At 44.6% G+C, this 19903-nt stretch carries 16 protein-coding genes; 7 read left to right on the forward strand and 9 right to left on the reverse strand.

Translation table 11 applies throughout. The features are described 5' to 3' along the window. Position 1: 1 nt before the first annotated feature. Positions 2-985 (reverse strand): MBL fold metallo-hydrolase, encoded by a 984-nt coding sequence (locus CLV42_RS07790; protein WP_170117428.1) that lies wholly within the window; start codon positions 983-985, stop codon positions 2-4. Between the two features lie 119 nt (positions 986-1104). Between CLV42_RS07790 and CLV42_RS07795 the strand changes: the two genes are divergently transcribed. Further along, positions 1105-1485, forward strand: coding sequence for a winged helix-turn-helix transcriptional regulator (locus CLV42_RS07795; RefSeq protein ID WP_106601321.1), 381 nt, complete (start codon positions 1105-1107; stop codon positions 1483-1485). 40 nt (positions 1486-1525) lie between these two features. Here CLV42_RS07795 and CLV42_RS07800 read toward each other — a convergent pair whose 3' ends face one another. Beyond that, complete coding sequence (locus tag CLV42_RS07800) at positions 1526-2563, reverse strand: STING domain-containing protein (protein WP_170117429.1); 1038 nt, start codon at positions 2561-2563, stop codon at positions 1526-1528. Between the two features lie 10 nt (positions 2564-2573). Then, positions 2574-5279, reverse strand: a complete 2706-nt coding sequence (locus CLV42_RS07805; RefSeq protein WP_106601323.1) for an NAD-binding protein — start codon at positions 5277-5279, stop codon at positions 2574-2576. Between the two features lie 130 nt (positions 5280-5409). On the opposite strand from CLV42_RS07805, the gene CLV42_RS34425 reads away from it, so the two are divergent. Beyond that, on the forward strand, positions 5410-5541 hold the full coding sequence (locus tag CLV42_RS34425; protein WP_262509990.1) for a hypothetical protein: 132 nt from the start codon (positions 5410-5412) through the stop codon (positions 5539-5541). Between the two features lie 38 nt (positions 5542-5579). Here the strand turns inward: CLV42_RS34425 and CLV42_RS07815 are convergent, their stop codons facing one another. From CLV42_RS07815 to CLV42_RS07825, 3 genes are all read right to left on the reverse strand, one after another. Next, complete coding sequence (locus tag CLV42_RS07815; RefSeq protein WP_106601324.1) at positions 5580-6122, reverse strand: hypothetical protein; 543 nt, start codon at positions 6120-6122, stop codon at positions 5580-5582. 173 nt (positions 6123-6295) lie between these two features. Next, entirely contained in the window at positions 6296-6568 is a 273-nt protein-coding gene (locus tag CLV42_RS07820) for a UBP-type zinc finger domain-containing protein (protein WP_106601325.1), read from the reverse strand. Positions 6569-6686: 118 nt separating this feature from the next. Then, positions 6687-8345 (reverse strand): S1C family serine protease, encoded by a 1659-nt coding sequence (locus tag CLV42_RS07825; protein ID WP_106601326.1) that lies wholly within the window; start codon positions 8343-8345, stop codon positions 6687-6689. Between the two features lie 214 nt (positions 8346-8559). On the opposite strand from CLV42_RS07825, the gene CLV42_RS07830 reads away from it, so the two are divergent. The 5 genes from CLV42_RS07830 to CLV42_RS07850 all read left to right on the forward strand — a co-directional run bounded on the left by CLV42_RS07830 (position 8560) and on the right by CLV42_RS07850 (position 14902). Then, the gene (locus CLV42_RS07830; RefSeq protein ID WP_245901542.1) at positions 8560-9972 is read left to right on the forward strand and encodes a M48 family metalloprotease; all 1413 of its coding nucleotides are present in this window, start codon (positions 8560-8562) and stop codon (positions 9970-9972) included. Positions 9973-9996: 24 nt separating this feature from the next. After that, positions 9997-10614, forward strand: coding sequence for a DUF6770 family protein (locus CLV42_RS07835; protein WP_106601328.1), 618 nt, complete (start codon positions 9997-9999; stop codon positions 10612-10614). A gap of 36 nt (positions 10615-10650) precedes the next feature. Beyond that, positions 10651-11565: a hypothetical protein gene (locus CLV42_RS07840; RefSeq protein ID WP_106601329.1), complete on the forward strand. Its 915-nt coding sequence runs from the start codon at positions 10651-10653 to the stop codon at positions 11563-11565. Between the two features lie 182 nt (positions 11566-11747). Continuing rightward, positions 11748-12920 carry an ATP-binding protein gene (locus CLV42_RS07845; RefSeq protein ID WP_146154334.1) on the forward strand — a complete coding sequence of 391 codons (1173 nt, stop codon included), beginning with the start codon at positions 11748-11750 and terminating at the stop codon, positions 12918-12920. Between the two features lie 2 nt (positions 12921-12922). Then, on the forward strand, positions 12923-14902 hold the full coding sequence (locus CLV42_RS07850; protein WP_106601331.1) for an NACHT domain-containing protein: 1980 nt from the start codon (positions 12923-12925) through the stop codon (positions 14900-14902). A 65-nt stretch (positions 14903-14967) separates the two neighbouring features. Here the strand turns inward: CLV42_RS07850 and CLV42_RS07855 are convergent, their stop codons facing one another. The 3 genes from CLV42_RS07855 to CLV42_RS07865 form a co-directional block, all read right to left on the reverse strand. Next, a complete protein-coding gene (locus tag CLV42_RS07855) occupies positions 14968-16803 on the reverse strand; it encodes an OmpA family protein (protein WP_106601332.1) in 1836 nt (611 codons plus the stop codon). A 17-nt stretch (positions 16804-16820) separates the two neighbouring features. Next, positions 16821-17789, reverse strand: a complete 969-nt coding sequence (locus CLV42_RS07860) for a PorP/SprF family type IX secretion system membrane protein (RefSeq protein WP_106601333.1) — start codon at positions 17787-17789, stop codon at positions 16821-16823. Positions 17790-17809: 20 nt separating this feature from the next. Continuing rightward, the coding region (locus tag CLV42_RS07865) for an Ig-like domain-containing protein (protein ID WP_146154335.1) at positions 17810-19903 on the reverse strand (2094 nt) is incomplete at its 5' end.

The raw sequence follows: 19903 nt of genomic DNA on the forward strand, positions 1-19903 counted from the left end.
ATTATGCGGGGAACGCATACGTCTCAGCTACCCACTCATAAGCACCCGCTTTCTTCCGGATATGTCCAATACCCGGCCATGGCAGATGATAAGAAAACACCGCCGTCCGTTCAAGCGCCAATGCTTCCATTACCTTTCTTCTTGTAATTGCGGCCATATCAAAATCAGTGTCTCCGTCAAAGCCCCATTCCGGATGAGGAAACAGGAGCACATCCGAATGCAGCAGGTCGGCGATGTGTACCATCTCTTCCTGCCCGGAGAATATCTTCACAAGTGTATGTCCCGGCGTATGCCCCGCAGCCAGCTGCAGGCGTATACAGCCGAACAGTTCTTCCTTATGATCAAATAGATGCAGGCGGTCTTTCAATGCCGCCAGTGTTTGCTTTGTCGATACCAGTATCTTGGCCAGCAGCTCCTTATCACTGAACCTGCTTTTTGAGAAATCCGACTTATCTGCAGACATCCAGAACTGGTGCTCTATTGCGGCAATATACACCTGCGCATTTGGGAAGACCAGTTTATTATCACGGGTAAACAGTCCGCCGATATGATCAGGGTGTGCATGTGTAATAACAATCTGTGTAACGTCATTCACATGAATACCTGCATCTTTCAGTGAAGCGGGCAGCCAGCCGGAATCAGGTCCGAAACCGTAACCCGCGCCCGTATCAATCAGGATAATATCTTTTCCCTTTTTTATGATCAGTATATTCATACCCAGATCTACAGCGTTTGTTGACCGGAAATTGTCTTCCAGTAATTTATTCACGTCAGCTGCCGGCGCATCCTGGGCGAAATGCTGTTGCACAGGGCTCATCATGATATGCCCGTCTGTTACTACTGTCAGTTCCAGGTCGCCCAGCCGGAACCGGTGATAAGGACGCTCCGCACCGGCGAAGGATTTTCCGGCAAACAGGGTATGTAGCGGCAAAGCAGATCCAAAGCCGATTATGGCCATCTTCTTTAATAAAGCTCTTCTTTCCATCATTCTATATTTACATCAAATTTATCTGGGGCGTATCTTTGAAACAAGTATGTACTTTTAAGTATCCTGGATACCAAAAAGTATCTATAGTTGATTTTCAATGACAAAAAAGTAAAGGAATGGCGAAGAAAAATATTGACACACCCATTTGCGCGGTAGATTTTGCTTTCCGGAGGATCGGGGGAAAATATAAAGGCCGCATCCTGTGGTATCTGCACGTGCATAAGGTATTACGCTACGGGGAACTGCGCAGAAGCATTATTGATATTACAACAAAGATGCTGACCCAGACGCTGCGGGAGCTCGAAGAAGATGGACTGGTACATAGAGAGGTATATCATACCATGCCGCCCCGCGTGGAATATACGCTCACGCCTAGCAGCCGGGAACTGATCCCTTTTATCAATCACCTGCGGCAATGGGGCGACCGCCAGATGGAGAAAGAAGGTATTCCTGCAATAGGCAGCTCAGCAGAATGCGTGATAAAAGACCCCTGTTAAAAGATTAGCGGCAACACATCGTGTCGCCAACAGTTGTAGGTTACAGTATGCCAGCACTGAGTTTGTCGACGTGTGCCGGTACCTCATCAGCAGATATAATGTATGTCTTCTCCGCCTTCAGCGCCAGTTCATGGTCCAGCGTGCGGCGGAAGTTGACAATCTCTTTGGATCTCAGCGAATCAATGAAGTCATTATCTGTTTCCAGTACCTTTTCATTGTCTTTTTCGCGCCAGAAACGCTCAATCAGCCCGATGATATTCTGAGCAGTCAGCAGGGTGGTAGGAATATCGAGGATGTGCAACGGCGCCTGCTCATCCGCCCGTGGCAAAACATAGATACCTATATTCCGCCCATCGTCCGCCGCAAAGCTTGTTTTATAACACCCCGGTTGGGATGTCAGGAAAGCGTCCGCATCCTGTCTGCCCATGATCTTATCAGGCATGATAACGGTGACAGTGATACCATTCTCAGGACGCCATAACAGTGTCTTACCGTTAATCTGCAGCTCCTGCGGCTGTTTTACCTTCCATAGAGACAGCAGGAAATTATTGAGATAAGCATGCGCCAGCCCCTGTGCCGGCAATTCCGAGTGGAAGGAATCGAAAGTAACATTGTTCAGGATATTCCTGATCCCTTCTGCCGCAGATGCAGTGGCATCCATTCTTTCCTGATCTGTATAGGTTTCCTGGTTGTGATAAGTAAATACCAATGGCTTTACATCATCAAAGTAAGTAGGCAACTTTACCTGTGGTTCATCGGGCAATAAGATGATCGTTTTCTGTGGCCCCAGTTTGGCCATAGTAGCGCCCAGTTCAAAGATCACATTGTCTTTGGGGCCGTTGATCTTTGCACCATCCTTAGTAACATACGACACCATATTGTCGTTAGACAATACAATGATCGCATAGTCATAATGAAACAGCTTTTTGAAGAATGTCCACAAAGGTGTAGTATGATTATCTCCGAAAAAGTCTCCTTTCCAGAGATGGATTATAAAGTCGTTCTCAAGATGCGCGTGGATGCCCTCTGCCACAGGAAGACTGCCGGATGAGGAAAATATAACAACATATGGTTTCATATACCTGCGTTTATAAGATGTTATTTTGTGCCAGTACATGTATGAAATAAGGAATACCGTTTATCTGTGAGCGGTCCTTGCTTTTCTCTGCGTCTGATAGTTTATCGTAAGGTACCAGGTCGATATGCAGTTTCTGTGACTGGTAACGCGTCTTATATCCACGTTCACTATTCCACCGTGCTATCCGTGTTTCTACATCTTCTATATCCGGATCATAGTCCTGTAAGGGAAGAAACCCATTCAGTAGTTTCTCCGCACACCAGCGGTGCTGTTCCGTCTTTGACAGTAATTCAAACAGTCCCCTGCAGGCTGGATTGGCTTCCATACTGAAATATTCAAATAGTATTTCCGAGGTATCATTAGCCGTTAACGCCTGTTTTATTTTCTGCAGCGAGTATGAAGTATAGCGCAGTTTCACCCAGATATGATCCGCCGCCCGGCGATTGCTTTCCTTATACGTATAAGACAAAGTCTCCCATTCCTGTCTTGCCAGTCGCATAATGTCGACAGGATGGTTCCTCCAGTATGTTTTGTCTTTCATATTGGCATACCACAGATTGATGAGTGCAGGGAGATCGTCAATAGCGGCATTCCCTTTGGCTAACGCCCTGCATTCATCCACCAGCTGTCCGAAGAAGATCACCGGTGTATAAGGCAATTGCCTGTTCAGCATGTGAGAGATATTCTCAAACTCACTTTCATCAGCCAGGTTACAATAACAAAAGATCTGCAGGTTAAAATGCCGCAGGGCTATCTTACCCAGGAAACCATGCAGATAGGCAGCGCCCTGCAGGGCATCTTCCAGGCAGAAGTATGCTGTAATAAGATTTTCTTCATGCAATGCCCTTCGCATTACTTCATCATTATAATAGGCGGCATCAGCAACAGGCAATTCCCTAAAAGTAATCCTGCCTTTGGGAAAGATCTCCTTCCTGATCTCACGGGTGTAGGGTGCTTCATATAACAGGTTTTCGTGCGGATTATACCACAGACAGGGATACTGTTGGTAGAATGCGGCTTCTGCCTCGGTAGCGCTCTGTGCAAACACCGTGATATTGACATGATGATTATTATTCAGCTGAATAGTATGCAATAACGTGACCAGCAGCTGCCTGCCCATATCGCCGAAGCCAAATAAAAGTATTTCGGTTGGCTTCCACGCGTCCTGGCTTTCCCTGTAAATGGGATAACGGATCAGTAATTTCCTGCTGATGATTTCGTGGAAATTCAGTCGCCGCACTACTACGCGGCCTGACAATGGATTCAGCTTTCCTACAAATTCAGCTGCCCGGTCATCTTTCAGATGAACATAACAGTGCTTTCTCCTGGATTGCTTTGCCCACATAAGATCTAACTCCTGCAATGTCCGGATATTATCAGCATCAGACTCTTCCAGCAGGTATATAGTATGTGCATTGACAGCCCGGTTCCGTCTTAAAAAGGTAGAAGACTGAGGACTTCCACTCACCACCCTGATGCCGCGTTTCGCCGCCTCCGTTTTCAGGTTGGGATCAGGCGCTTTATCAATGATCATCACATTCTGATGTTCCTTTTTTAGCGTGATGGCCAGCAGGTAGGTAATACTGTTTAATCCGCTGATCATACAGATCCTGTCTCTCGAAAACCAATGCCAGAAAAAGAAGCGAAGCAGGTTTTTATTATTGCTGCCAATCGCCAGTAGAAAAGCAACGACAAATGCATTAATAAAGAAAAACAAACCGCTGAAGCGCGCGATGTCCAGTATGACAACCACCTTTTCTGACTTGTCGGTATCATCAGCAGAAGAGTTAAAGGTCAGCAGGTTGACAGCACTGAAGAAAGCGTGGCGGTATCCCGGATAATCAGGAACATATCCGGCTTCTTCGCGTAAGATAAAGCCCCAGGTACCGAAAGAGACTGTCAGCAGTACAAAAAAGAGCGGTAATACAAAGCGCCAGAAGTTCTCATTATAGACCACATTCCGCTTCCACCAGGGTATCCGGCTTTTATAGGTGAATTGCGGGAAACAGGTTGCTGCCCATTCCATCTTGTCGGGGGGCGGGAAATAACGTTGCCGCTGTAAAGCAGCGCCGCAAAGCGGCGCGTCATTTTCTGCCCGGGAAACGATCAGCTGGTACAGGTTGCCTGATTTACAACGTTTCCCTGCTGCTTCCATGGCCATATTCACCACATCTGCCGTACCGCCTTCTTTTCCCGTATCCACACCGTCCCATAACACGATCAGGTGTTCTGCAATATTGACGAGGCTCCCTGCCAGGATCTGATAGGGAATATTATCTCCTCCCGCTATCTTTTGCATCCCGCTACCGGCAGCTTTCCTGTTTCTTGCCTCCGTTATGTAGGGACTGAGAGATACAGTAGCGATGAATGCTGTACCGAACCTGTCTGCCAATGTTTTCACTCTTCCGGCATCACCATCTTCCGGCAATAACAATAAAAGCACTTTAAGGCCCATTTCCAGGGCTGTTGTCACCACAAGGCTATCCGCACCATCGGCTATCCCTGAAACCAAAATAAAGTCCTTATAGTTACCTTTTGTTATGTCCTGCAATTTTTCCTCTACTGCATGCGCGATATGTTGCAGCTCGCCATCTACCAGATGCCGATGGCCACTATGAGCAATTACCTTCTTTCCCCGTGGAATAAAATGGGAAAGCAGGGGAAAATCCCTTAGACGTTTACGATAAAAAATATAGGGGAATTTGCTCCGCGCCATGACGATTGGGATTAATTTTGGGGGCCTACTGCAAAGTAACGGTTAATGCTGCTTTGTAACACACGACAAGAAACATATTCGTTTCTATACTTTATGGATTATAAGTATATTATACACTAAATTTTTCCTCATGGCATATGATGAAGAACCTGCAAACAGGATCAGGGAACGATTTGAAAACCTTCCCAATGTGGAAGAAAAAAAGATGATGGGCGGGCTTACTTTTGAACCGGGCCGATACAGGAAAGCTCCGGCTGTCTGACCGGAGCTTTGCGCTGATAATTTTGATACACTATGTTGTTATTTCATCTCCACGCCTACTGATACCCTTGTTTCATCATAGAAAAGGCTCAATGATTTAGGTTTGGTACCAGCCGGTAATTTGAATTTATTGTCGGTGGACGATTTGGTGGACTCCGCATCCACGTTCACTGAATTATAGTTGTCATGGGTAATGTTGTTGCCATTATCCAGCTGCAGACGGAAATTTGCCGGATTAACGAAAATGCTGCTACCTCCCACCTGGTTTTTGTTGGTTACTTCAAATTCATAAGTAATTTCAGTGCCTGTTACTTTTCCATCGGCATCTGCTAACTCAACTGCTTTAGCATTGGTTACACGAACGAGTACTTCTTTATTTTTACCCAGGTAAACGGAGTCAGGGGAAAAAGTTACTGCGTACGTTTTAGGCTCGTTAGAAGGCGCTGTGGCAGCAGGGCTACTTTGTGCAGGTTGCTCAGCTGTTGTGGTTTGCTGATCTGCATTTTCAGTCTTATTTTTCCCTTTACATGCAGCAAGAGTTACTATCAAGCCTACAGAGAACACAAGAATGATCCTTTTCATTGTTATTATTATTGGGTTTAAGATTAAAGATGGTGGTTACAAAAAACAATAATATGACTAAAGTACTCATTTTTCGCATTCCTGGAAGTGCATGGTAATCATTTGCGTACAAATACGTACACATATAAGGGTTAGCGGACTGAATAAACGTAGAAATACGTATCCGGCACCGGTTAATATTCTGCAAACTGTTTGTCAGGATAACACCAGAGCCAACGTTCTCCTGGTTCTGCCGAAGCCACCACAGGATGATGCGTTTCATTATAGTGGCGGGTCATATGCTTTGACGGCGACTGATCACAGCAAAGTGTCACGCCACAGGTCTGGCAGGTGCGGAGATGTACCCATTCCCCGTTATTCTTAATACATTCTTCACACACATAATCTTCTCCAATCTGCACTTCCGTAATCTCACGCAGATGTTGACAGGTATTCTGATCTTCCATTTGTAACAATGATTTTTATTCTACCATCGGGTTATCTGTGGTAATATAAAACTTTCTGTTGACTAATTATCATATAGCAGCGATCACATCACTATCGATGCGATCGCTGCTATCATCATCAGCTGTCTTTTTGTAAAAGATGCCCGTAAATAAACTGTTGCACAATGGCTGCCGGAATCACCAGGCTGCTGGTACGGGAAAACCTCGCAATATTGATCCCATAAAAATGTCCGTATGTGTCAAACACAGGACCGCCGCATTGTTCCGGCCTTAGAATAGCATCATGGGAAAAGACGCTTTCAAAACCATCCCTTCTGTGGCTCTTTCCTCCACTGAACATTTCTGCAGGATGACTGGCAGGTTGCTGAGGACGGGTGCCCAGCACGATCTCTTTGGTATATGGGGTTCCATTACGCTGGCTTTCAAAAATGATCTGGTCTCCCGGCCAGTATCGGGATAATTCCCGGCCATAGTCTTCCGCCTTTTTAATGGGAACACCATTTATGCTTATCACCAGATCTCCTGCCTCCAAACCGCTTTCTCCGGCAGGCGAGCCAGGTTGTACAATCGTCAGTGCCAGCGGTCCGTCCGTCGGAGCTATCGCCGCTCCCAGAAATGCAAGGCTGGTCATTCGTGGCAAAGAGAACGCCCGGCTCCCCTTTACGCTTGCAATGCCTGTTTCATCGGGCTGAGGAGATAACAGGAATTTACCCAGACTGTCTACCGCTTGTGTACCCACCGGGAAAGTTATTCCCCTCTTCAGTCGGGAAGCTACTTCCAGACATACCAGGTCATTACTCCTGTCCCGGAACATAACAGTAGCTTTCAATTGTTTGTTGCTTACGGTAATAATGGGCTGTTCTCCTACAGCAGAACTCTTACTAATGATGACAGACTTTCCACGCACAGAGAACAAGGTCCCCAGTATTGTCTGCTCTTCTCCATTCACCCTGCTGACGATCTTCAGGCTTAAGCCGTCGTATACCGTCGTTTTCAATGCGGCATTAATATCTTTCAGTGCGGGTACAGCTATCAGGCTGCCGGCAAGTGGGTCTGCAGCAATAGTATCTGCTGTTGCCGGAAACCGGGTGTAATGTTCCACCTTATTCAGGGCCGTCCAGTATTTCCTGTAGAGGTCCACCGGCACTTCATAATTGATACGCTCACTTACTTCAACCGCGCTATGCAGGCCGATGACGCGACCCATGTAATCAAACAGGGGGCCTCCGGAATCACCGGGCTCCATGATACAGGACGATTGCACAAAACCTTTGTCATTCACTACCTGCGTGATACAGCCAAACCGCACTGCAGGTAAAGGCTGGTTCAGGCTTTCGGGATAGGCAATACTGATACAGGGCTCATTGATCTTTAAGTCTGAAGACCGGCCCATGACAGCAAATGGCCACTCTCCTTCGCTGATGATCTTCATCATAGCCACATCAGGCAGGATGGGCGTTTCTGGAAAGTTGATCTTTCCCAGGGCAAGCGCAATGACAGCTTTTCCATCAGGGAAAGTGACCTTATAGGTCTTCCCCGGGATAGTGGTGTGGGCCACCGTCAGGATATGTCCTTCCCGGGTAACGACCACTCCGCTGAACTGGGCGCTCATTTGCTGGTTGGATACGGTGTCATATCCCCAGATCCTTACACTGGCGGGATAGGCCTTTTCAATAGCTGCATGAATAAGAGGAGGTAAAGTTTGGGTAATACGCTGGCTGTAGCTATCTCCTGCAAATAATAGCAGGAGAATAACAAATAGTTGGTTTTTTCTCATTTTAATGAACCCGGTTTTTAAAACCGGCGTATAAAGATAATTTTCCCACGGGTAACCTGTATATAACGGGGCTGGATATCCTCAGTTTACTTACAATGAAATTATTAAATATATATAAAATCATTATCTTGCATGATTAACCCCGCATCCCGGGGGTTCAACCAATATGAAACCTATACCTAAGTTTTTTTCTCTGTTACTAGTGCTGACAGTTATGAGCTATGTCGCTAGCAGCCAGACCAATAACCTGTACAGTTACCAGGAGCTTTCACACCTTTTCTACCAGAAGCAAAAAGACTCCCTGAAAAAGGAATGGACCTGCCCTGTCAGGTATAAAGAAAAGGCGACCCAGAAAAAATATAAGGAAATATGGGACGAAAGGACCGATTTCTTCCTGAATGCCATCACTGATGATGACTATGTGTATGATAAGGAGATCTGTGATTACCTGGGTGCTATTTTCAATGAAATTGCAAAGGCCAATAAGAACTACATGCCAGTGCAGCCAATGCTATTTGTAGACAGAAGCCCTTCCGTCAACGCATATGCCATTGGTAATAACGTGATAGCGATCAACCTCGGACTGGTTGTTTTTGCTAAATCCCGGGAAGAAATAGCCCTTACGGTAGCACATGAAATGTCGCACAATATCCTGGAGCATGCTGAAAACTCTATGAGGAAGCGGGCGGAATGGCTGACATCCGACGAGTATAAACAATCACTGGAAGACGTGCTTGACTCCAGGTACCAACGACTGACACGCCTGAAGAAGATATTTGAGAACTACTCCTTTGACAGAAGCAGGCACCAGCGCTATCGCGAAAGTGATGCAGACTCCCTGGCCATCATCCTGCTGAAAAATGCTCACCTGTCCTTTGATCCCGGTTTCTTCCTGCGCCTGGACAGTGCCGATATGGTATACAGACAGCCACTAAAACAGCCGGTTAAAAACTACTTTTCGCCCTATAACATTACAATTGATGACGCCTGGCTGAAGAAACGCTCCAAGGGGCTTTCCACCAGGAACTATAACTTCCAGGAGGCTGTCACCCTGCAGGATTCCCTGAAAACACACCCGGATTGTATCGAACGTTATAATAACACGAAAGCGGCCGGTACTGCCGATCAGAAGATAACCCCTGTCCCTGCGCATATCCAGGAAAAGGCAGGTAAAATGATGATCTGGAACATGTACTGTAACATGAACCTGGCCCCTTGCCTCTACCGGGTACTGATGGAAAAGGATAAAGGCAACAATGATCCCTGGTATGACTTTATGTTGCATAATATCATGCTGGAACTGTTTCATGCAGATAAAGAACTGCATCGCTTCAGCGCTATTGGCGTAACACAGAAGGAATATATCTCGAAAGATTACTACGAGTTACAGACCATGCTGGAACAGATACCACGTGAAGAACTGGAGAAATCCTGCCGGCAGCTGCAAAATGCAGCGTTCTGGGCGCGCATGGCCAAGCCGGAAAATGGCATGAAAGATCTGCTGAACGTGCTCACTACCGGAACAGACAATGCAGGCGAAGCAGGTAAAAAAGCGGCGAAAGAGTTTGTGAGCAACAACAAGACCAGTCTGTATTGCGAGTTCGCCGATGAAATCGAAAAGAAATAATTGACCCATAATTATCCCTGTACCATGAAAAAACTATACCTGGCGATCGCACTGGTATTGATCGCCGTACAACACATCCATGCCCAGACTAAAGTGTTCAAAGAAGTCAGTGATGGCATCTCTACTGAACTGAAAACCATCATGCAGGATGGAACCCTGGTAGGATATCTCTCGTTCACAGAACTCGAAAGAGCAGATAAAGACTCTTTCAACTATAAGATCACCATCATGGATGAGAATCTCAATGACCTGGGCATCGTGAACTTCAAAGAATTGAAACTGGACCTTCAACGGGTGTCATTTGAAAAAGACACCCTGTGTCTAGCCTACCTGAAAAGTAATGTAGTGGGTTATGACTTTAAGAAGCGCAGCGAGCGTAATGCCTCGCTGAAAGATGGATTCATGTCTGTATTCGCCCAATTCATCAGCCTTGACGGAAAGATCACGCATACTTTTGAAAAGAAGCTAAACGTCAATATCCGGTTTGTCTTCGATAACACACGGTATGGCCGCATTGGCGATGGAACACTGAAGGTCCCCGTACAGATGAAGAACCTCAAAGACTTAGGATTCGCCTTCTACTTCGGTGATAATGAGCGCAACTACCTGTTGGCATACAACACACAGGGACAGCCGCTCTGAGAGAAATACATCACCGAAAAGGCAGATCATTATTATATGCTGACTTCCGAACATGACGTATATCTCCTACTGAAAACTGACGGAAAAATTCAGCTGGGCGGGTATTCCCTCATCTCTTATAATGTGGACAGCAAAGCAGGTATCCTGAAATATCCGCTGGAAGACAAGAAAAAGAATCCATTACAGGTAATGTCGTTCGATAATGATCCTGCTACCGGAAAGCCCTGTCTCAGCGGTTATATCCTCAACGGGAAAGCATCCAACAATTACGTATCTGTGAAAGGCATGACCAAACGTATATACAAGGGTATCTTCACCATCAATCTGAATGGTCATGAGAAATCAGACGTCAAGCAGTTATTTACCTACTGGGATGATAACTCTACCACTAATGTTTCCCGCAAAGGTTATATTCCTGCTACGCAGGGATATATGTGGCCAGGAAGCACCTTCCGCGACTATAACGGCAACACTTATTTCGCAGGCTCAAACCTGACCAGGAAGGTAAGATGGGGTTGTATTGCTAGCTCCGTTATCACTGCCCCACTGATCATACCGCCTTTATACATACTGGGTACTGTTGGTTCTCTAAAGTTCAGGATCACAGACGGTGTACTGATCAAGCAGGATGCAAATGGGAAACTGTCTGAAGTGAATGCTATTGAGGCTAGCAGAGGAAGATCCCTGATAGGAAGAGCCCCTATTTATATGGTAAGTCCGCATAGCTTTTATACCGTATCTGCATCTGATACAAAGTCTACTTTCCTGATCATGAATGACGATAAGAAATCGACTATTTATAATGTGGATCAGCATAAGATAGTGCGGACCATTCCTTATAAAGAGGGTAATGTAAGAACGTCGATTTATCCGGCGAAGGAAGGGCATGTGATTGTGTCGGAGTATAATAGTAAGGAGAAGTATACGAAGTTTTCGATAGAGGCTATTTAAGAGGTTATTGTTAGATAGGAAACGGCGTCCCAATCAATGAGACGCCGTTTTGTTTTGTCTATTTATCAGGTAATAAAAAGAGTTACTGAAAGGCTTGCTTGCTCACAGATGACAATAAATTTATTGCCATCTTTTTTGACAATAAATTTATTGTCATTATATTTGACAAAAATCCTATTGTCATGAGGAACATTATTGGCCTTCCAGCCAGGGGGAATAGCTTTTACCAACGTGACCGGGAAATAGAAAAGGTGAGCAGGGCATTAGCTAATGGTAATAATATTCAAATTACCGCTCCCCGCAGGGTTGGAAAGACCTCCATACTATGGTATCTTCTTGACAATAGCATTGATGGCAGGCATTATATATACATAGACACGGAGAGTATCGCGGAGTCTTCTCATTTCTATAAAAAGATGCTGGAAGTTGTGCTGAATGATCCTAAAATATCCTTATCGAAGAAATTAAAGGCAGCAATCACTGATACCGGGAATAAGATCTTTCAGAAAATAAAGAGTATTAAACTATTTAATGCAGGAATAGAGTTTAATCATGATGAAACCGTCCGGGACTATTGTGAGGAGTTTCAAAATTTTCTCACGGTTTATGCTGCTGTAGAAGATACCGAGCTTGTGCTACTGATTGATGAATTTCCTCAAACTATTGAGAATATCAATAAAAGGGATACTGAATCTGCTATCAGCTTTCTGCAGAGAAAACGTGAGATCAGAATAGATCCTGTGATCTCGCAAAAAGTGCGGTTTATATATACTGGCTCTATCGGACTGAACCAGACAGTATCCTCTATTAACGCCACTGCTACTATTAATGACCTTGCGTCCTTAGAAGTTGAGCCATTGGCAGAAGAGGAGGCTATTGATCTCTTCAGAAAATTATTAACCGGCAGAACAATTCATGATAGTGCAATCACTACATTAAGAAAGGTTTTAGAATGGTATATTCCTTTTCATATTCAATTGATTGTACAGGAAATCATACGAATAAATGACAACCGGACGATGATCACCGGAGAGATTGTAGAAAAAGCTATTGAGGAATTACTAAGTTTGAGATATAAGAATCACTTTGACCACTATTATTCCCGTCTGAAAACGCATTTTAAAGGAAATGCGTTTAAATACGCGGACCTCTTATTAAAACAACTGGCAGAGAAACGAACCCTTGATAAGAAAGATACTTTAGAGCTGGCCTTACAATGTCAACAGGAAGATGAATATAAATTGATAATCGAAAACCTCATGTATGATGGATATATACACTTCGATCATACACAGAAGATTTACCTTTTTAACTCCCCTATCTTAAAACGATGGTGGGAGCGATTTATTTGTTAGTTATGAGCGTTCTACTTTACAACCCTGATCGGAAAGACAAGCAGGAATTTATATCGGAGTTTGTTATTCGTACAGAAATATTCGAAGAAATATTTAAGGATATTAAATCCGGTAAAATGACAACCCCTGAGCAGCATTATCTGCTGCTTGGTCAACGGGGAGCTGGGAAAACCACCTTGTTACTTCGATTAAAGTATGCTATTGAGGATGATCAAAAGTTATCCAAATGGCTGATCCCTGTTATATTCAGTGAGGAACAATATAACATCAGCGAACTTGGCAATCTCTGGGAAAAGATTGCAGAATATCTGGAAGACTACCATGCCTTTGCAGGCATCACTGAAGAAATGGCTCCATTCATTCAGCACGATAACTATGAAGAGTCCTTATTCAGGATTTTGATCAAACATCTTGATCTGCATAAGAAGAAAATAGTCCTGTTGATAGATAATATCGGACAACTACTGGCCAGGTTTGGAGAACTGGAAGTCCGGCGCCTAAGAGAAATATTGCAGACGATCCCCCATTTACGGCTGATAGCTGGTTCACCTGTAGTGTTAGAAAGTGTATTGGATTATCAGCAACCGCTGTTTGAGTTTTTTAAGATGATACAGCTAAAAGGTTTGACCGATGAGGAATGCATTGCTTTATTGCGACAATTGGCGGTTGTGCATCATGAAGAAGAAAAAATTGAACGCATTATTAAAAATACTCCCGAACGTATATCAACGCTTAGAACATTATCGGGAGGTGTGCCAAGGACTATGTCCCTGTTATTCCAGATTTTTGTCGATAACGAACATGGCTCTGCGCTGAGCGATCTCGAAAAAGTGCTGGATGCTGTTACACCTTTGTATAAACACAGGATGGATGATCTTCCCCCGCAACAGCAAAAGATTGTTGATGCTGTGGCACTACATTGGGAGGCTATCAGTGTAAAGGACCTGACAAAACAGGTAAGACTGGACAGCAAACTTGTTTCAGCCCAACTCCGGCAGCTTGAAAAGAATCAGGTAATTGAAAAACGTGCTACTAACACAAAAAATCATATTTACCTCTTAAGGGAACGATTTTTCAATATCTGGTACTTGATGCGATATGGAAGAAAACAGGATCGCAACAGGGTGATATGGCTGGTAAAGTTCCTGGAATCCTGGTGTGATAAAAATGAAATAGAAAAGCGTATACTGGACTATGTTGATAAGGTCAAAAACGGTTTACTTGATAAACATACACTTGAAGTATATGGCGAAGTATATTCGTTCTTTCAAAATATTGATATTCAAACTAAGTATTTACTAAATGAGAATATCTCCGAGTATATCAAAACATCTACTGAGTTATCAGACGATGATTTCTACAAATTGTTGGATAAAAAACTATTAGAAAAGGACTATTCATCCTTCTTTAAAATTGCATTCGAAAGGAATGTATCTGAGCCTGCCTCCAGGGAAAGGGCTTTCTTATATCTAAAAAAGAGCGTTCCAAAATTCGAACCCGAACTTTTATTCAATAAGAAAGCAGACCTTATTAGGTATTTAGATAACAACTCAATGAGTTTCCATACCTTGTTTTGCTTTGCTTTGAGCGAGCAAACTCTTATGACATCTATTTTCCTTCAAAAAGCCGATTCGGTTGCAGCTATCATCAACGATTTAGTATTATTTTTTCAATATATCAAATTTACAGAGGTCACAGACGAAGAGATGCTATTTTTTAGACAAATAATTTATTTTTTACTTTCAGGCGGATATTATCAACTTGCTATAAAGGTATCTAAGGCCATTCCTATAGCTGACCAAGACGTAGAAATTTGGAACAAGGTGATTACATACATGGCTTCAAACAATAGCAAAGAAATACTGTCCACTCTTGGCTCAGAAATCGAGGAAGTAATGCATTCAATTGTAAATTCTATTATACGTTTCAGAAAGGCAATCAAGGTAAGATACCCGGAATTTCAGTTGAGCACTCTGGAATAATTAAGGAAAATTCCGGGTATAATTCTAAGGAGGCAATACTTTACTTGCCTCCTTAAAATTTATTATCACTTAACAATCTTAAACTCCGTTCTCCTATTCACCTTATGCTCCTCCTCACTACACTGCACCCCATTGGCACAATTATTCAACAACCTGGTCTCACCATATCCCTTCGCTTTCACTCTCGCTTTCTCCACACCCTTCGTCACAAGATAATTCGTTACCGACACGGCCCTTCTCTGTGACAGCAAGAGGTTGAACTGATCACTACCACGGCTGTCTGTATGAGAACCTACTTCCAGTATACTACCTGGACTATCTGCCAGCAATTTAACCATCCTATCCAGTACTGGTTGTGCGTCAGCACGGATATCGGCCTTATTAAAGTCAAAATAGATATTAGGCAGATCTATCGCAGGAGAAGCAATGCTGTCTTTCGGCTTCTCAGGCATAGTCACTACAGCCACCGGATTATCCTTAGGATCTATACCAGCAGGAACGGTACCAGCGCTGTCTGCTTTCGCAATAGGAATTTGATTAATAGTATCGTGTTTTTCCACCTCTGGTACAATCGCATCCGGCAATGCCGCTATTGCATAAATATCATCGCTACCTACACCGCCTTCCCTGTTGGATGACAGATAAGCAATACCCGCTTCTGTGAGACCAAATGCAAAATCATCCTGCGGAGAGTTGAATGGATAACCCATATTCCGGATAGTACCGTTGCTCTTACCGGTGTTATCAAGCGCCACACGGAAGATGTCCAATCCTCCCATACCAATACGGCCATCACTGGCGAAGTAGAGGATGTTGTTTTTGGTCATCGCCGGACTACGTTCATTACCGGGGGTATTAATTGTCCTCAGGTTCAAGGGTGGTCCCCACTCTCCGACAGCGGTTCTATAACATACATATAAGTCTGTTCCTCCGACACCTCCCGGCATATTGGAAGAAAAGTAAAGCGCCATCCCATCTTCGGTAATGAATGGATCACCTACAGAATAAGCAGTTACATTATTATGCGTGAATGGCAGCGGAGCAGACCAGTTACCTGATGCATCCTGTCGGCTGCTGTAGATCTCTATGTTGACGGTCAGTGCTTTCCCCTTCGTACCACTACCCTTGCCGGGAATACGTGTCAGGGTAAAATACACCTCTTTTCCATCCTTTGTAAAACTGGCCGAGCCAACGTGATAGTCTGTACCTGTTTTTAAAGGGAATAGCTGTACACTGTCATCGCTGGCAGGTTTGATGAACAGGTGCAGGTAATCATTACCTGTCCAGCCGTTCAGCAAAGGATCGGGTGTATTGCGGGTATCAAAATGTAAAAAGGCACTACGTTTCTTAGGCTGGTGTGTTTTATCTGTAAAACGATCAGAAGTAAAGACCATACCACCCTGATAAGGTACTGCACTCCAGTCGGACTTAGCTGAGTTCAGCAGCTTGTAGTTATCGATCTTCAAAGGTACGGGCGACTTCATCCAGGTGATAGCGGAATCGCAGGAAGCGATCCACACATCTTTCTGTTCTTTCGCTATCGTCTTGTCGGCTGCTGCGAATTTCTGGTATTGTGTTTTAGCCTCGGCATACTTTGAATTATTCTGTAATGCCTTTGCATAGAACAACAGATTTTCAGCTTTACTACCCGGCATAGCTGTAGCAATGGCATACCAGTGTTCTGCCTCTGCATAGTTATTATTCAGCCGGTAGCAATCTCCCAGACGTTCCGCCGCATGTAAAGTAGCTTTCTTATTATAAGCCTGTTCATAAAGGCTGATCGCTTCCGCGTATTTAAAGACCTCATATTGCTTATCAGCCTCCTTCATGACATACTGCGCCATTGAATTAAGGGAAGAAAACAATAAACACAGACTAAGCGCGTAATGTATCTTTTTCATGTCAGTATAGGATGCTTTTAGAATACCCTTGGCGTAGCCATTCTGATATTTTGTTTATTGAATGTGAACCCGACAGATATTTCGTGTGAACCACCGCTATAACTCTGCAATGGACCTACTGAAAAATCATAGGCGTATCCCACACGCAGGTTAGGCAGGGGGAATACTTCCACCGCCGCTACAGCAGCGTTACGGTACATCAGGTTCTTCTGCAGATAACTCTTGTCGTACATCTTTACACCTGTGCGGTAAGAACCACCTACCCACACAATGTCCTTAAAGAGGAGGAAGGCATTCAGGTCCAGGCTGGTAGGCCCTCCGCGATCATCCTTCAGGAGGAAGGACGGTTTCAGCTGGATATCCTCGTTTATCGGCAACAGCATGCCTGCAGTTAAATAGTAATGCAACTTGGTTTGTGGTAGCCAGGTGAAACGCCCGGTATTCTTAAAGGCTTGCACCACCAGGTTATCTACCGAGAAGCCGGCAAAGTATTTATCGTTGGCAAAGAAAATACCCGCCCTGGCATCAGGCGTGAGCCTGTGCAGACCTGCCGGCATATCCGTTTCAGGATCGTTGGGGTTGAGTGTAGCCCCGTTGATACCTGACTGCAGAATACCGGCGCTCAGGCCGATTGCAAGACGGGAACTACCATCTGCATTCAGTCGGATGCGGTAAGCATAGCTGGCATAGGCGGATAAGTTGTCCTGTGCGCCTAGTTTGTCGCTTGACACCTGCAGCGCCAATCCTACATTGCCATCATTGGCAATAGCATCTACTGCCAGTGAAAAACTTTTGGGAGCACCTGCAATACCTGTCCACTGATTGCGGTAAAAGGCATGCAGGTTGAGTGCTTCCTTATAACCGGCATAAGCGGGATTGATATAGATGCCGTTGAACATATACTGGCTATACTGCGCATCCTGTTGAGCATTGACAGTAAGTCCCAGTGATGTTAATAATCCGGCTATCAGCAATATTCTTTTCATAGTATAGAGCGCTTATTCCTTTACTGTTTAAAAGACCTGATCAATGTTACATACCCTTTCATCACTTCCCATTCCGCGTCAGCATTGCGCCTGATGCGCAACAGATAGTAATAGGTACCCTCATTCAGGCCCTCGCCTTTCCAGGTGTTTTGGTACCCCTTCTGACGATATACTTCATTACCCCAACGATTGACGATGATCAACTCATTTTCGTAATACTGGTTCAGACCTCTTATTTCGAAGGCGTCATTTTTACCGTCGCCATTCGGTGTGAACAGGTTAGGTACATTGATAGTAGATAAAGTGATCGTGATACGTACAGTGGCTGTATTAGAGAACTGACCATTTGTATTTGCCACACGATAAGTGAAGACATCTTCACCGGTATAACCCGGATCAGGCGTATACACAATTGTTCCGTCCTCATTCACTTTTACTGTACCATGTGCAGGCTGACCGACAATCTCTACAGATTCCTTATCCAGTGATGAATTACCCGCATTATCATTTGCCAGCACATCAACGGTTACAGCTGTATTTGCTTTAGTCTCCGTCTTATCATCTGTAGCAACCGGAGGAGTAGTTGTTTTTACTGTAACAGTGATATTGACAGTTACAGTAGTCGTACCACCTTTGCCATCACTGATCACAATGGTAAAGTTATCAGCACCGCTATAACCTGCAGCAGGTGTATAGGTGTAAGTACCATCCGCATTTACCACTACTGAACCATGGGCCGGATCTGCACCTTTCGTAAAGGTCAGCACATCGCCGTCTGGATCTGTACCGGATACTGCACCATTGACAGGTGTATCCTGTTCGGTTGTCTTCGTATCGCCGGTGCCTGTCGGAGGATTATTAGCAGGAGTAACGGGACTTACTGTAATATTTACTGTGACTGTTGTCGTACCACCTTTACCATCACTGATGTTAATAGTGAAGTTATCTATACCAGTGTAACCTGCAGCCGGTGTATAAGTATAAGTTCCATCTGTATTTACGACTACTGAACCATGGGTCGGGTCCGTACCTTTTGTAAAGGTCAGTGCGTCGCCGTCTGGATCTGTACCGGATACTGAACCATTTACCGGCGTATCCTGGTTAGTGGTCTTCGTGTCGCCGGTACCGGACGGAGGATTATTACCCGGAGTAACAACAGGATTTACGGTGAGATTCACAGTAACTGTTACAACACCACCCCTGCCATCACTGATGTTAACAGTGAAATCGTCGGTACCTACGTAACCTGCAGCAGGTGTATAAGTATAAGTACCATCCGAATTTACCACTACTGTGCCATGAAGCACATCTGCACCTTTCGTAAAGGTCAGTGCATCCCCATCAGGGTCCAGTCCACTTACAATACCACTTACAGGAACGTCCTGAGTAGTTGTCCTGGTGTCACCAGTTCCTATAGGAGGATTATTTGGCAGAGCAGCAGGATTTACCGTGATGTTAACAGTAACCGTTGCGGTACCACCTCTGCCATCACTGATAATAACGGTGAAGTTGTCCGGACCGATATAGCCTGCATTAGGCGTGTAAGTATATGTTCCATCTGAACTGAAGATGATTGAACCATTAATCGGATCTGTACCTATTGAGTAGGTCAGTGCGTCACCATCAGGGTCTGTACCGGATACAGCGCCATCTACCGGTGTATCAACCGTAGTTACTTTAGTATCCCCGGTTCCTGTAGGCGGCCTGTTTACAGGCAATGCAGGATTTACGGTGATATTCACAGTAACAGTAGTAGTGCCACCCTTACCATCACTGATAATGATAGTGAAGTTGTCAGTGCCAACATAGTTTGCGGCAGGCGTATAAGTATAAGTGCCATTTGTGTTGACCACTACTGAACCATGCGCAGGGTTTGTTCCCTTCGTAAAGGTCAGGGCATCTCCATCAGGATCTGTACCGGATACTGAGCCATTTACAGGCGCATTCTGGTTAGTGGTTTTCGTATCGCCGGTACCAGTCGGAGGATTATTTGGACGAGGATTTACAGTGATGTTCACAGTAACTGTTGCAGTGCCACCTCTGCCATCACTGATAGTAATGGTGAAACTATCAGGACCAGTATAACCTGCAGCTGGTGTATAGGTATAAGTACC

It is taken from the genome of Chitinophaga ginsengisoli (assembly GCF_003014595.1).
Lineage (GTDB): Bacteria > Bacteroidota > Bacteroidia > Chitinophagales > Chitinophagaceae > Chitinophaga > Chitinophaga ginsengisoli.

What these genes read in the sequence shown, in the direction of transcription:
- CLV42_RS07825 (WP_106601326.1), bottom strand. Translation starts at nt 8,345, where the DNA reads ATGAGAAAAAACCAACTATTTGTTATTCTCCTGCTATTATTTGCAGGA.
- CLV42_RS07830 (WP_245901542.1), top strand. Translation starts at nt 8,560, where the DNA reads ATGAGCTATGTCGCTAGCAGCCAGACCAATAACCTGTACAGTTACCAG.
- CLV42_RS07800 (WP_170117429.1), bottom strand. Translation starts at nt 2,563, where the DNA reads ATGAAACCATATGTTGTTATATTTTCCTCATCCGGCAGTCTTCCTGTG.
- CLV42_RS07815 (WP_106601324.1), bottom strand. Translation starts at nt 6,122, where the DNA reads ATGAAAAGGATCATTCTTGTGTTCTCTGTAGGCTTGATAGTAACTCTT.
- CLV42_RS07795 (WP_106601321.1), top strand. Translation starts at nt 1,105, where the DNA reads ATGGCGAAGAAAAATATTGACACACCCATTTGCGCGGTAGATTTTGCT.
- CLV42_RS07805 (WP_106601323.1), bottom strand. Translation starts at nt 5,279, where the DNA reads ATGGCGCGGAGCAAATTCCCCTATATTTTTTATCGTAAACGTCTAAGG.
- CLV42_RS34425 (WP_262509990.1), top strand. Translation starts at nt 5,410, where the DNA reads ATGGCATATGATGAAGAACCTGCAAACAGGATCAGGGAACGATTTGAA.
- CLV42_RS07835 (WP_106601328.1), top strand. Translation starts at nt 9,997, where the DNA reads ATGAAAAAACTATACCTGGCGATCGCACTGGTATTGATCGCCGTACAA.
- CLV42_RS07820 (WP_106601325.1), bottom strand. Translation starts at nt 6,568, where the DNA reads ATGGAAGATCAGAATACCTGTCAACATCTGCGTGAGATTACGGAAGTG.
- CLV42_RS07860 (WP_106601333.1), bottom strand. Translation starts at nt 17,789, where the DNA reads ATGAAAAGAATATTGCTGATAGCCGGATTATTAACATCACTGGGACTT.
- CLV42_RS07790 (WP_170117428.1), bottom strand. Translation starts at nt 985, where the DNA reads ATGGAAAGAAGAGCTTTATTAAAGAAGATGGCCATAATCGGCTTTGGA.
- CLV42_RS07840 (WP_106601329.1), top strand. Translation starts at nt 10,651, where the DNA reads ATGCTGACTTCCGAACATGACGTATATCTCCTACTGAAAACTGACGGA.
- CLV42_RS07845 (WP_146154334.1), top strand. Translation starts at nt 11,748, where the DNA reads ATGAGGAACATTATTGGCCTTCCAGCCAGGGGGAATAGCTTTTACCAA.
- CLV42_RS07850 (WP_106601331.1), top strand. Translation starts at nt 12,923, where the DNA reads ATGAGCGTTCTACTTTACAACCCTGATCGGAAAGACAAGCAGGAATTT.
- CLV42_RS07855 (WP_106601332.1), bottom strand. Translation starts at nt 16,803, where the DNA reads ATGAAAAAGATACATTACGCGCTTAGTCTGTGTTTATTGTTTTCTTCC.